Source organism: Mesorhizobium sp. AD1-1 (assembly GCF_020164655.1).
In the GTDB taxonomy this organism is placed as follows: domain Bacteria; phylum Pseudomonadota; class Alphaproteobacteria; order Rhizobiales; family Rhizobiaceae; genus Mesorhizobium; species Mesorhizobium ciceri.
On the sequence record NZ_JAIUGP010000012.1, the window covers coordinates 1 to 13,547 of the forward strand.

13 protein-coding genes are annotated in these 13,547 nt (G+C 62.9%); 10 read left to right on the forward strand and 3 right to left on the reverse strand.

Annotated elements, in window-relative coordinates; genetic code table 11:
• Positions 1–57 precede the first annotated feature (57 nt).
• The 8 genes from pbpC to LB519_RS21305 all read left to right on the forward strand — a co-directional run bounded on the left by pbpC (position 58) and on the right by LB519_RS21305 (position 9,216).
• On the forward strand, positions 58–2,139 hold the full coding sequence (gene pbpC, locus LB519_RS21270) for a penicillin-binding protein 1C (RefSeq protein WP_224621119.1): 2,082 nt from the start codon (positions 58–60) through the stop codon (positions 2,137–2,139).
• Between the two features lie 206 nt (positions 2,140–2,345).
• Entirely contained in the window at positions 2,346–3,104 is a 759-nt protein-coding gene (locus LB519_RS21275; RefSeq protein WP_224621121.1) for a M15 family metallopeptidase, read from the forward strand.
• A gap of 220 nt (positions 3,105–3,324) precedes the next feature.
• On the forward strand, positions 3,325–4,350 hold the full coding sequence (locus tag LB519_RS21280) for a sulfate ABC transporter substrate-binding protein (protein WP_013530876.1): 1,026 nt from the start codon (positions 3,325–3,327) through the stop codon (positions 4,348–4,350).
• 21 nt (positions 4,351–4,371) lie between these two features.
• On the forward strand, positions 4,372–5,223 hold the full coding sequence (cysT, locus tag LB519_RS21285) for a sulfate ABC transporter permease subunit CysT (RefSeq protein ID WP_013530875.1): 852 nt from the start codon (positions 4,372–4,374) through the stop codon (positions 5,221–5,223).
• Positions 5,216–6,100, forward strand: coding sequence for a sulfate ABC transporter permease subunit CysW (gene cysW / locus LB519_RS21290; protein WP_013530874.1), 885 nt, complete (start codon positions 5,216–5,218; stop codon positions 6,098–6,100). The genes cysT and cysW overlap by 8 nt, the downstream gene beginning before the upstream one ends.
• A 13-nt stretch (positions 6,101–6,113) precedes the next feature.
• Entirely contained in the window at positions 6,114–7,154 is a 1,041-nt protein-coding gene (locus LB519_RS21295; protein ID WP_013530873.1) for a sulfate/molybdate ABC transporter ATP-binding protein, read from the forward strand.
• 369 nt (positions 7,155–7,523) lie between these two features.
• The gene (locus LB519_RS21300) at positions 7,524–8,510 is read left to right on the forward strand and encodes a sulfate ABC transporter substrate-binding protein (RefSeq protein ID WP_013530872.1); all 987 of its coding nucleotides are present in this window, start codon (positions 7,524–7,526) and stop codon (positions 8,508–8,510) included.
• A 256-nt stretch (positions 8,511–8,766) separates the two neighbouring features.
• Positions 8,767–9,216, forward strand: coding sequence for an RrF2 family transcriptional regulator (locus LB519_RS21305; protein ID WP_013530871.1), 450 nt, complete (start codon positions 8,767–8,769; stop codon positions 9,214–9,216).
• 114 nt (positions 9,217–9,330) lie between these two features.
• Here the strand turns inward: LB519_RS21305 and LB519_RS21310 are convergent, their stop codons facing one another.
• Together LB519_RS21310 and LB519_RS21315 are read right to left on the reverse strand one after the other, a co-directional pair.
• A complete protein-coding gene (locus LB519_RS21310) occupies positions 9,331–10,200 on the reverse strand; it encodes an NmrA family NAD(P)-binding protein (RefSeq protein ID WP_024501528.1) in 870 nt (289 codons plus the stop codon).
• Positions 10,201–10,243: 43 nt separating this feature from the next.
• Positions 10,244–10,666: a DoxX family protein gene (locus LB519_RS21315; protein WP_063172527.1), complete on the reverse strand. Its 423-nt coding sequence runs from the start codon at positions 10,664–10,666 to the stop codon at positions 10,244–10,246.
• Between the two features lie 118 nt (positions 10,667–10,784).
• On the opposite strand from LB519_RS21315, the gene LB519_RS21320 reads away from it, so the two are divergent.
• On the forward strand, positions 10,785–11,690 hold the full coding sequence (locus LB519_RS21320) for a LysR family transcriptional regulator (protein WP_064993862.1): 906 nt from the start codon (positions 10,785–10,787) through the stop codon (positions 11,688–11,690).
• A gap of 164 nt (positions 11,691–11,854) precedes the next feature.
• Complete coding sequence (locus LB519_RS21325) at positions 11,855–13,006, forward strand: hypothetical protein (RefSeq protein WP_063172529.1); 1,152 nt, start codon at positions 11,855–11,857, stop codon at positions 13,004–13,006.
• Here LB519_RS21325 and LB519_RS21330 read toward each other — a convergent pair.
• Entirely contained in the window at positions 13,001–13,546 is a 546-nt protein-coding gene (locus tag LB519_RS21330) for a gluconokinase (protein ID WP_063172530.1), read from the reverse strand. The genes LB519_RS21325 and LB519_RS21330 overlap by 6 nt on opposite strands.
• Between the last annotated feature and the right edge of the window lies 1 nt (position 13,547).

Consider the following 13,547-nt stretch of genomic DNA (forward strand, 5'->3'; position numbering starts at 1 on the left):
CCCCACCGGAGAGACGGCGGCCGCGAAGCGGCCGGATGAGGGGGCATCTTTACTGCCATGAAGATGCTTCGCAAATTCGCTGTTGGAGCGGCAGGGTGCGCCGGCATCCTCGCCCTTTCCGCCGCGTCCCTCTGGGAACTCGACCGCGCCTTCCCGCCCCCGCTTCCAGCCGAACTCACGGTCTCCACCGAAGTCCAGGACCGCGACGGCCAGTTGTTGCGCGCCTTCGCCACGCCGGACGGCTACTGGCGGCTCGAAACCCGGCTCGACCAGGTCGACAAGCAATTCGTCGACATGCTGGTCACCTATGAAGACAAACGTTTCTGGGACCATGAGGGCGTCGACGTGCTGGCGCTGGCGCGCGCCGCCGGCCAGTTCGCCACCAGCGGCCACATCGTTTCCGGCGGCTCGACGCTTTCGATGCAGCTTGCCCGGCTGATCGAGCCGCGCGAAAGCCGCAGCCTCGGCTCCAAGATCAAGCAAATGCTGCGCGCCATCCAGATCGAGCGGCGGCTGTCGAAACGCGAAATCCTCGAACGCTATCTGACGCTGGCGCCTTATGGCGGCAATCTGGAAGGCGTGCGCGCCGCCTCGCTGGCCTATTTCGGCAAGGAGCCGAAGCGGCTTACCGTTTCCGAATCGGCGCTGCTCGTCGCCCTGCCGCAGCTGCCGGAAAAACGCCGCCCCGACCGCAATTTGAAGATCGCCCACGCCGCCCGCGACCGGGTGCTGACCCGCATGGTCTCCTCCGGACTGCTCGGCGAGCGCGAGGCCGCGCGTGCCGCCCTCGACGATGTGTCGGGCCTGCGCCGTACCCTGCCGGCCCTCGCTGCGCATGCAGCCTATGCGATGCTGCCCAAGGCCGTCCCCGGCCAGCCCTTGCAACTGACAATCCGCAAGAGCGTCCAGGAGGGGCTGGAACAGGTGGCGAGGGACGCCGCCACCAAGCTCGGCCCTCGCCTGTCGGTCGCCATGGTGCTGGCCGACTCCCGCACCGGCGACATCCTTGGCGAAGTCGGCTCGGCCAATTTCTTCGACGCCAGCCGCTCCGGCTGGATCGACATGACAAAGATCGTCCGCTCGCCCGGCTCGACGCTGAAGCCGTTCATCTACGGTCTTGCCTTCGAACAGGGCCTGGTGGCGCAGGAGACGCTGATCGATGACAGCCCTGTCGATTTCTCCGGCTACCGGCCGAAGAATTTCGACATGGGCTACCAGGGCGATGTCAGCATCCGGCAAGCGCTGCAACTGTCGCTCAACGTGCCGGCGATCCGCGTGCTCGACGCGGTCGGGCCAACGCGGCTGATGGCGCGCTTCCGCCAGGCCGGCGTCAGCCCCATACTGCCGGTCAACGAGGCGCCGGGCCTGGCCATCGGCCTTGGCGGCGTAGGCGTCACGCTGCGCGACCTCGTCCAGCTCTACACAGGGCTCGCCAATGGCGGCAAGACGCACACGCTGCATGACGGCACCGAGCCGGCCAATGCCGAGCGCACCAGCGCCACCATCCTCGACGGTCTGGCCAACTGGCAGATCATCGACATACTGTCGGGCGTCAAGCCGCCCGAGGGTGCCCTGCAGCGCGGCATTGCCTACAAGACCGGCACGTCCTACGGCTACCGCGACGCGTGGTCGGTCGGCTTCGACGGCCGCTATGTGCTCGGTGTCTGGGTCGGCCGTCCCGACGCCGGCGCGGTGCCCGGACTGTCCGGTTATGTCTCGGCCGCTCCCATCCTGTTCGAGGGTTTTGTCCGCTCGGGCCTGGCCACCGTCCCCTTGCCGGGCAAGCCGCCCGGACTGTTCAACCCCAGGCGCGAGGACCTGCCGGTGACGCTCGCCCGCTTCGGCGCCGGGGCGGACGGCCTGGTGCAGGCGACGGTGACCGAACCCGCACCGACCATCATCTTCCCGCCCGACGGCGCCCGCGTCGATCTCGGCACCAATTCGGTCGACGCCTCGCCGCTGGTGCTGAAGCTGCAAGGCGGCCGTGCGCCATTCCGCTGGCTGGCCAACGGCAAGCCGCTGGTGGGCATCGACCGTCGCCGCACCGCGACCTGGCAGCCCGACGGCGCCGGCTATTCGACGCTGACCGTCATCGACGCCGCGGGACGTGCGGCGAGCGTGAAGGTGTTTGTCGAATAGACGGCTGCAAGCGATTCGTGGAATTGGCTTTCCACAGGCTCAGCGGATAGCAGGATACTTCACCCATGCCTGTTCCGAGGCACCCCCCTCTGGCCTGCCGGCGATCTCCCCCGCAAGGAGGGCGATCGGATGTCCTTGCCGCTTTCGCCAGTTATCAATGGTGGAGCAGGACGCCAAAGCTGCCAATCTCCCCCCTTGCGGGGGAGATGCCTGGCAAGGCAGAGGGGGGTGCCTCGCGCGATCCTTTCCTGTCGGCAGCCTCAGCACTGGCAGCAACAATCCTTGTCCCGGTAATCACCCTCCCTGCTCTCGCTGACCCACTCCCCGCCGGCTTTGTCCGGCTCGCCGATGTCGACCCCTCGATCCGCCAGGACATCCGCTACGCCGGATCGGATAATTTTCTGCACCGCAAGGTGAACGGCTATGGCGCCCCGGTCTGCATCCTCACCGAGGATGCGGCGAAGGCACTCTCCGCTGTCCAGAAAGCGATCGCGGCCAAACGCCTGACCCTGGTGGTGTTCGATTGCTACCGCCCTGCCCGCGCCGTCGCCGACATGGGCGAATGGACAAAACAGGGCGGGCCGCCCGATCCGCAATGGTATCCGGAGGTCAGGCGCAGCGACCTGATCGCCAAGGGCTATGTCGGAGAGTTGTCGACTCATTCACGTGGCTCGACCGTCGACGTCGCCGTCGCCCGGATGGACCGCAGGTCCAGCCCGAACCCGGCCTGCGGCACCGGGGATGCCGACACGCTCGATTTCGGTACCGGTTTCGACTGCTTTGATTCAATGAGCGAAACCGCATACCGCGGCCCTGCCAGTGAAGCGGCGGCAAATCGCAAGATGCTTGTCGAAGCCATGCGCGCGGGCGGCTTCAAGAACTATGCAAGGGAATGGTGGCACTTCACGCTGAAAAGCGAACCGTTCGCCAAACAGCGTTTCGACTTTCCCATCACCGCCGATTGAGGCACCGGATCAAATTCCACACCTTGCCTCGGCACTACCCATTGCTAGATAGGCTGAGTGGCAGGGCCATGGATTCTTCCTTTGGCCGCAAGAGGAAAATATTTCTCCAAAGGACGAAATGGCGCCGAACATTTTCTCAAGAGGGGCAAAAAAGGCAACATTGAATGCATCTAATTTCTACCAATTCGGTAGATTTGGCGCGGGTTCAACGGAGGCAGAAATGACCAAACCTCATTTCAGGAAACTGCTCGGCGCACTGGTCGCCACATCTGTCCAGTTCGGCACGCTCGGTTTCGCGTTTGCCGATACCACCATTCTCAACGTCTCCTACGATCCGACACGCGAGCTCTACAAGGCCTATGACGAAGCTTTCGTCGCCCATTGGAAGGCCGAGACCGGAGAGACGGTCACCGTCCAGCAGTCGCATGGCGGATCGGGCGCCCAGGCCCGCGCCGTGATCGACGGCCTCGACGCCGATGTGGTGACGCTGGCACTCGAAGGCGACATCAATGCCATCGTCTCGAAGTCGAAGAAGATCAATCCGGACTGGCGCACCAAATTCGAAAACAATTCGGCGCCCTACACCTCGACCATCATCTTCCTCGTGCGCAAGGGCAATCCCAAGGGCATTCACGACTGGAGCGACCTCGTCAAGGACGGTGTCCAGGTGATCACGCCCAATCCCAAGACGTCCGGCGGCGCGCGCTGGAACTATCTCGCCGCATGGGCCTACGCCAACGCCAATGACGGGGGCGACGAGACCAAGACCAAGGAGTTCGTCGGCAAGCTCTACGCCAATGCTCCGGTGCTCGACACCGGCGCGCGCGGCTCGACCGTGACCTTCGCGCAAAAGGGTCTCGGCGATGTGCTTATCGCCTGGGAAAACGAGGCCTATCTGGCGCTCGACGAGTTCGGCGCCGACAATTTCGACATCGTCTACCCGCCGACCTCCATCCTGGCAGAACCGCCGGTGGCGGTGGTCGACGCCAATGTCGATGCCAAGGGCACGCGCAAGATCGCCGAAGCCTATCTGAGCTGGCTCTATTCCAAAGAAGCGCAGACGATCATCGCCAAGAACCATTATCGTCCTGCCAAGCCCGATCTGGTGCCGGCCGAGGACCTCGCCAAGCTGCCGCCGATCAAACTTGTAACCATCGACGATCCACAGTTTGGTGGCTGGAAAAAAGCACAGCCTTATCATTTCGGCGATGGTGGTATATTCGACCAGATCTACAAGCCCCAGTAAGCAGTCGATATTCAGGACGACATGACCACAGCACCCGCCCAAGCGGGGTGGCGATTCAGGCAGCCGAGCGTCATTCCGGGTTTCGGATTGACGCTCGGCTTCTCGCTTGCCTACCTCACCCTCATCATCCTCATCCCGCTATCCGGGCTGCTCTGGCGCTCGGCCGCCCTTGGCTGGCCTGAATTCTGGGCGATCGCCACCGATCGCCGCACCATCAATGCGCTGAGAATCAGCTTCGGCACTGCCTTCGTCGCGGCTGCTGTCAACGTCGTCTTCGGCACGCTGGTCGCATGGGTGCTGGTGCGTTACCGCTTCCCCGGCCGCCGCATCGTCGATGCCATGGTCGATCTGCCCTTCGCCTTGCCGACGGCTGTGGCCGGCATCGCGCTGACCACGCTCTACGCGCCGAACGGCTGGATCGGCAAATTGCTGATGCCGCTCGGCATCAAGGTCGCCTATACCCCGCTGGGTATCGTCATCGCGCTGATCTTCATCGGCCTGCCCTTCGTCGTGCGCACCGTGCAGCCGATCATGGAGGAGATCGACAAGGAAGTGGAGGAAGCCGCGGCCACCCTTGGCGCCAATCGTTTCCAGATCATCACCCGCATCCTGTTTCCGGGCCTGGCGCCGGCCATCGTCACCGGCTTCGCGCTCGCCTTCGCGCGCGGCGTCGGCGAATACGGCTCGGTCATCTTCATCGCCGGCAACTTGCCCTACAAATCAGAGATCGCGCCGCTGCTGATCGTCATCCGGCTGGAGGAATACAATTACCCGGCGGCAACCGCGATTGCGGCGATCATGCTCGCTCTGTCATTCATCATGCTTTTGGTCGTCAATCTCGCACAGTCGTGGAGCCGCAAGCGCTATGGCTGATCCGGAGATCAAATCCTACGAACCGCACCATGAAAGCCAATCGGCGGCGGTCACGGAAAGCCGCCCGGCGCGCCTGGCCCTGATGGCCGTCGCCTTTGCCTTCCTCGGCATTTTCCTGCTCTTGCCGCTGATCATCGTCTTCAACGAAGCCTTCGCCAAGGGCATCGGTGCCTACACCGAAGCGCTCGGCAATCCCGACACACGCTCGGCGATCCGGCTGACGCTGCTGGTCGCCGCGATCTCGGTACCGCTCAACATTGTGTTCGGCATCTCCGCCGCCTGGGCGATCGCCAAGTTCGAGTTCAAGGGCAAGGCCTTCCTGACCACGCTGATCGACCTTCCCTTCTCGGTCTCCCCGGTCATATCGGGCCTCGTCTATGTGCTTCTGTTCGGCGCCCAGGGGCTGCTCGGCACCTGGCTGAAAGCGCATGGCATCGTCATCCTGTTTGCCGTGCCGGGCATCGTGCTGGCCACAATCTTCGTCACCTTCCCCTTCGTCGCCCGCGAGTTGATCCCGCTGATGCAGGAGCAAGGCAATGGCGACGAGGAGGCAGCGCTTTCGCTTGGCGCCAATGGCTGGCAGACCTTCTGGTACGTGACCTTGCCCAACGTCAAATGGGGGCTGCTCTACGGCGTGCTCCTGTGCAATGCGCGCGCCATGGGCGAGTTCGGCGCAGTCTCGGTGGTGTCGGGCCATATACGCGGCCTGACCAACACCATGCCGCTGCATGTCGAAATCCTCTATAACGAGTACAACGCCGTCGGCGCCTTCGCCGTCGCTTCATTGCTTGCGGGCCTGGCGCTCGTCACGCTGGTCTTGAAAACACTTCTCGAGATGCGCTACGGCGCCGAGATCGCCGCGACGCGCGGACACTGACAGAGGGATTTGCATGGAAGTTCGCGTTGCCAACGTGCGCAAGGAGTTTGACCGGTTTCCGGCCCTCCACGACGTGTCGCTCGATATCAAGTCGGGCGAACTGATCGCGTTGCTGGGGCCGTCCGGCTCCGGCAAGACGACGCTGCTCAGGCTGATCGCCGGACTGGAGCGGCCGACGCGCGGAAATATCTTCTTCGGCGACGAGGACGCCTCGCACAAGTCGATCCAGGATCGCAATGTCGGCTTTGTCTTCCAGCACTATGCGCTGTTCCGGCACATGACGGTGGCCGACAATATCGGCTTCGGCCTGAAGGTCCGGCACGGGCCGTCGCGCCCCCCGGCGCAGGAGATCCGCCGCCGCGCCTCCGAGCTTCTCGACCTTGTCCAGCTGTCGGGGCTGGAAAAGCGCTATCCGGCGCAGCTTTCCGGCGGCCAGCGGCAGCGCGTGGCGCTGGCGCGGGCCATGGCCATCGAACCCAAGGTGCTGCTGCTCGACGAACCGTTCGGCGCGCTTGACGCGCAGGTGCGCCGGGAATTGCGCCGCTGGCTGCGCGAAATCCATGACGCCACCGGCCACACCACCGTCTTCGTCACCCACGACCAGGAAGAGGCGCTGGAGCTTGCCGACCGCGTCGTGGTGATGAGCCAGGGTCGCATCGAGCAGGTCGGCACCGCCGACGACATCTACGACACGCCGAACTCGCCCTTCGTCTACGGCTTCATCGGTGAATCGAGCTCGCTTCCCGTCAAAGTCGAGAATGGCGAGATCTGGCTCGCCGACCGTCCGATCGGGCTTGCCGCGCCCAACGAGCCCTCGGGCGATGCGACGCTCTACTTCCGCCCGCACGATGTCGAATTGCTGGACGGCTGCAGCGGCTGCATCGCCGGCACGGTCGCCGCCAGCCGGCGCGTCGCCGGCACGCGCCGGGTCGAGCTTGAAATCGGTGGTGAGCGTCAGCGGGTCGAAATCGAGTTGCCGGTCGATCATCCCGCGGCGCAAAAAAGCCGGGTGGCGTTCCGCCCCGGCCGCTGGAAGCTTTTTCCGGCGGCTTGATTCTCGGCTCAAGCGCTACGCCAACCAGTTTTCGACCTTCAGATTCCTGATCCGGGTGAACTCTCCCGTGTTGGGCTGCGGTTGTTGCGAAACAGCTTCGCCTCCTTGGGCGGCGTTGAATGACGGTTCTGGGGCATGGCGGCAGCTCTTTGTATATGCCTTTTGTATATGCCATGCAGCACCGCAAACAAGGCGCAGAAAAACTCCGACGAAGGTAGCCATCTCCTGGAACAGAATTCCAACAGGTGCCAACTTAGGCGATATATTTTTCCCACGACGAGGCCGCGAACCGACAGCGCATGCCTCGTCGCGCATGATACGTCACGGCTATGGTCCGACCATCAACGCATTGCATCGGAGCCTGTTTTCATGAAACGATTTTTCCTCGGGCTTGCCACCGTCGCCGGCCTGTTCCTTGCATCCTCCCAAGCCTGGTCGGCCGACAAACTGCTCAACGCATCCTATGATGTCGGCCGCGAACTGTTCGTGCAGGTCAACAAGGCTTTCATCGCCCAGCATCCGGGCGTCACCGTCGACCAGTCGCATGCCGGCACTTCGGCGCAGGCACGCGCCATCGCCGAGGGTCTTGGCGCCGACGTTGTTACCTTCAACCAGGTCATCGACATCGACTTCCTGGTCAAGAAGGGCCTCGTCTCGGCCGACTGGCAGAAGGATTTCCCTGACAATGCCTCGCCCTTCTATTCTCTGCCTTCGTTCCTTGTCCGCGCGGGCAACCCCAAGCACATCAAGGACTGGAACGATCTCGTGCGCGACGACGTGCAGGTGATCTTCCCAAACCCGAAAACATCCGGCAATGCGCGCTACACCTATCTGGCGGCCACCGCCTACGCCAAGGAAGCCTTCAAGGGCGATGACGCCAAGGTGAAAGAGTTCATCACCAAGCTGTTCAACAACGTGCCGATCTTCGACACCGGCGGCCGCGCCGCGACCACCACCTTCGTGCAGCGCGAGATCGGTGATGTGCTGATCACCTTCGAGTCGGAGACGCGCGGCATCCGCAAGGAGTATGGCGACGACAAGTTCGAGCAGGTTACGCCTTCGGTCAGCCTGCTGGCCGAATTCCCGGTCGCCATCGTCGACAAGGTTGCCGACGATCACGGCACGCGCGATCTGGCCAAGACCTATCTCGACTTCCTCTACACACCGGAGGGCCAGGACATCGCCGCCCGCAACGGCCTCAGAGCCCGCGACGCCGCTGTGGCGGCGAAATACAAGGCCGATTTCCCCGATGTCCGGCTGCTGACGGTGGAAGACGTTTTCGGCGGCTGGGACAAGGTGCAGAAAGAGCATTTCGCCGCCGGCGGCCTGCTCGACCAGACCTACGGCAGCCGCTGAGGCAGCGATACCTGCACAGCAGACGAAAAAGCCGGCGCGCTGCCGGCTTTTTTCGTTTTTGAACGCCGATAACCTGGTTATCAGCGGAATATCCGCGTTCTCAGTGCAAAACGTTACAAAGAATCAACGCGTTTATGCCTAACGTGCAATTTGGTGGCTGTTTCGCGAAACATCATCGCGCGGCGAAGACGTCATTATTTGCACACAAACAGTCGCCAGATGCGAGTGGTTGGGGCTTTTATGGGTTGATCTGGGCATGCTGACAAAAAAAGGCAAATACGGCCTCAAGGCCCTCGTGCATCTGTCTGGCCTGCCGGCCGGCCAATTGGCCTTCGTCAATGACATCGCTGTGGCCAACAATATCCCGAAGAAATTCCTCGATGCCATCCTGGGCGAATTGCGCAATGCCGGCTTCGTCCAGAGCCGCAAAGGCAAGGAAGGCGGCTACCGCCTTGCCCGGCCGGCCTCCGAAATCAAGATCGGCCATGTCGTGCGCGTGCTTGACGGGCCGCTGGCGCCGATCCCTTGCGCCAGCCGCACGCAGTATCAACGCTGCGAGGATTGCGACGAGGCGACCTGCCAGGTCCGCCACATGATGCTGGAGGTGCGGCAGGCAATCGCCGAAGTGCTGGATAATCGCAGCCTCGCCGCCATGCGCGATGCCGACAATGACGATTTTCCGGTCGAGCTGACGTCGCAGATCTAAACCACCGACTTCAAGCTGATCGCGTTCAGATAGAGATTCCTGCATTGAAGGAGAGGTTCTCCAAATCTCGGGTTGCGAAGCTCGAAATCACGGAGAACCTCATGCAGTTTTGGCCTATCCGTTCACATTAGACGCAGCCTCGAATACAGCGCGTGCGGACGTCGTACCCGCTACGTGCTCAGTACCCGCCACACCGAGGTCCATCCATCCCGCATTCACGGCCTCGAACATTTCTTCGGCAGGCCCGGAGTGACCCTTCGGGATGCCGAATTGCTCGAACGCTTCCGCCCACCCCGCACGCGGAATTGCAAAGGCCTTCACGGCGAGATTCAGGACTTCACCCAACTGCTCGGCGACTTCATCCGCGGTGACCATCGAACCGATCTCGACGATGCGTTGCCCTGACCACGTCGACCCGGTCAAAAGGGTTGCGACCTGTGCGCCGATGTCGTTCGTCGCAACCATGGTCGATTTCCGGTTTGTCGGATTATAGTAGACCGGCAGCATTCCGCCCTGCGCGACCTGCAAGCCGTAGAGGAAATTTTCGAAGAATCCCCCCGCGCGCACAAATGCGGTTGGTGATGTCAGGCCGCGAAACCCTTGCTCCAGAAGCGACAAGGCCGCGATCACCCCGTGCCCGCTTGTTCTGTTCGCACCCATCGACGAAAGCGCAACCACTCGCGGCGGCGCTGCCTTGGTCAGAGCCTCGACATAGCTAGCAATCACGCTCCTCGCTTCTTTGTAATCGGGCGACGGCGCCCAGACAGGGGGCAACATGACGAACGCGCCTTCGACGCCTTTGAGGGCTCGCTCGATGGCTGCCGAATCATTCCAGTCGCCGTCTACCAGTTCCACGCCCTGGTTCGCCCAATTGGCCGCCTTGTCGCGGTTGCGGACGAGTGCGCGTACCTCCTTGCCGTGCGCCAGCAGATGCTCTGCCGTTGCGCCGCCAACTTTTCCCGTGATTCCCATTACTAGGAACATGTGTTTTCTCCTGATGTCGGGGGACAGAGCTGCCCCTGTTGGTTCAATGGATGAGCGGCAGAATGGCCCGGATACGGGGATCGCGGAGATAGAGGCCGCCCCAGGTCATCGCGCCCAGAAGCAGGGAGATGATTTCCGGCGGCGACCCCAACTCACCGATGCGGAGATGGGCGCAGATGGCACCTCCCAAAAAGCCCGTCACCAGGATCGCGCCGAGGACGGCGGTGACCGGGATGGCGTAGAGGATGGCGCAGGCGAGGATGATCGGACCCACGACACGGGTCAGGTCCATCGCAAACCCGGTTTCCTGCAACATGCTGGCGATCTGTGCCGGCGCGAAAAGCTGAACAGTGCCATCTGCCGTCAGGGCGATGACGACAAACGCGCTCATGATCCGGCCGGCCCACAGGGCGCGATGCAAGATCATAATTTCCGGTGTCTGATGCAGGTTCACAGTTTCGGACACTTGTCATTCTCCGATGGGGAGATCCCATATTCGAAGCTTACTGTGCCTCTCAACTGTGATAAATGCCGAGGAAATGAACCAACTGTTCTCTTTTTGGGGAACAATCCGAGGCACAAAAATGCAGAATCTCGAACCCATCCTCATTTTCACAACGGTCGCGGAAATGGGGAGCTTCACCCGCGCGGCCGACAGCCTGGGCATCCAAAAGGGGAGAGCCTCAACGGCGGTCCGCAAGCTGGAAGAAGATGTGGGTGTCAGGCTTCTGCACCGGACGACGCGCAGCGTGCGGTTGACGGAGGACGGACGCGCATTTCATGCCCGCGCCCGCGATCTGCTTGCTGAAGTCGATGATCTGCACTCGATGTTCGCAGGCGACCGCGTGGCACTTCGCGGCCGTTTGCGGGTCGACCTTCCGACCGAAGTGGCGCGCACAACGATCGTACCGGCTTTGCCGGATTTCATGGCGGCTCACCCCGAGTTGGAGCTGGAGGTGTCGAGTACGGATCGGCAAGTCGATCTGGTTCAAGAGGGGTTCGATTGTGTATTGCGGCTTGGACCCATTCGGGACGAGACCCTGATTGCCCGCCCGTTGGGCCTGTTGCGCATGGCCAACGCAGCCAGTCCCGCCTATCTGGCGCGCCATGGCGTGCCTCGATCGCTGGAAGATCTCCAGCGTCAGGAACATAGGGCAATTCATTTTTCGACGCTGCTGGGCGCGCGACCCTATGGATGGGAATATCCGGACGGCGACAGCTACGCGACGCTTCAGTTGCCAGGTGCGCTACACGTCAACAGCGCACAGACCTACGAAGCAGCGGCCCTCGCCGGCCTTGGCCTGATCCAGGCGCCACTCTTGGGCATTGGCCGATACTTGGAGAGTGGAGCGCTTGTCGAGATCCTACCCGATTTTCGTCGCCGGCCGCTCGCCGTGTCCCTCGTCGTCGCACATCGGAACAATCTATCGCGCCGAGTCCGCGCGTTCATGAAATGGATCGAAGATGTGCTGATGCCATATATGGAATAGCGATACGACTATCTTCGTCCGGCCTTCGAAATCAACACTTCGTAAGCGGCGCGCTTGTCTCAAGTCTAGGGCAAGCGAAATTTGCGGAAGTCTCGAGCGCGGACATGACCTTGCACGGCCCAAGCCGACGCAGTAAAGCGGGGTTCGAAGAACGGGCTGGACCGATGAGGCTGTGGTGGTTAGAAAAATCCCGCAAGGCCGCCCGCAAGCTGCCGTCGGCAGCCAGTTTCCGCACTGAAATCATCGCCGACGTCTTCGTCCCGGAACGGGCGGAGGATGTACGCTTCTTCAGCCGCAAGCTGGTTCGCCCTGGCCGGCTTCGCCGCTTTTCCAACAAGGATCTTCGCGAAGGCCTGCTGTCTATCTTCTATCTCGTGGTGGCGGCGGCACTGCCGGTGCGGTGGTGGGCGCCGATCTGCGGCCGCGTATCGAGGTTTCGCCTCAAGCGCCATATGCGCAAGGAATTCCCGGCCTACGCTGCCGCCACGCTCGCGGTGCTGGGCGATGGTATCGATGCACGCAAGCTGTTCGAGGGATTGCTGGCAGCGCGCCACCGCCGCCGCTTGCAGCTCGCCGCTCATCTGGTGGCCGGCCGCTGGTCGCCGACGATCCGGCTGGAGGGGCTGGCGGGGCTGCGGTCGGCCTTGCAGCGCGGCCACGGCGCCATCCTCTGGTGCGATCAGTTCACCGCCCAGACCATCATCGGCAAGCGCGCGCTGTACGAGGCCGGTATCGAAGCGCATCAGGTGAGCGTCAACACCCACGGTATTTCCGAATCGGCGTTCGGCTTGCGTTTCCTCAATCCGCCGCTGATCGATGTCGAAAACCGGTTCCTGAAAAGCCGGGTCGTCTTTGGCCGCGACGACACCTATCAAGTCACCATCCGCATCCAGAAGATCCTGAAGCAGAATGGCGTGGTGACGATGACCAACACCGTCCACGCCGGCACGACCTTCACCGAGGCAGCCATGGGCGAAAGCGGCTGGACGCATCTCGCCTCGGCACCGGCGAATTTCGCCGCCAGGGGCAGGACCGCCCTGTTTGCCATGTCGACCTTCGAAGTGGTTCCCTTCATCGAATACCGGGCCGTGCTCAGCCCCGAGCTGACGCCGGAGGCATCTGTCAGCCCGGCAACGGACATGGCCAGGGATGGCGCCAAGAACATGACTGTGCAGGCGCACTACATCCTGCTCAAACGCGACCGCCTGCTGGAAGCGCTGAAGCTCTACCCCGAGCAGATGCTGACGTGGTCCCGCCGGCAGCGGCTGACCGAGGTCTCGGACAGCATCGGCATCGGAATGGATGAAGGCTCATGACCGGCGTATCAGGCGGACCGCGGCGGCGACGAGCTCACCGACCGGGCGTGTGGCATTGAGTTTCGAGGCGCGCTCATCCGCAGCCGGCGGCTCGAGGATGGCGAACTGGCTGTCGACCAGGCTCGCCGGCATGAAGTGGCCCTTGCGGCTGCCGACGCGCTGCCTGGCCGTACCAGGGTCGATCTCCAGATAGAGGAAGACGATTTCCGGGCAGAAGCCGCTCAGCCGGTCGCGGTAGCTGCGCTTCAGCGCCGAGCAGGCGGCGACCACGCCGTTGCCCTGCCCCACCGACGCGGCGATGCGCTCGCCGATCGCGTTGAGCCAGCCTTCGCGCAGCTGATCGGTAAGCGGCTCGCCGCTTGCCATGCGTGCGACGTTTTCCGGAGGATGCAGCCTGTCGCCCTCGATAAAGGTAACGCCCAGAGCGGCGGCAAGCCCAATGCCCACCGCCGACTTGCCGCAGCCGGCGACGCCCATAACCACGATGGCCGGCACCGAGCCGGGGGCGCTCGTCGGCGCCTGTGCTGCCGCTTCGTCCACT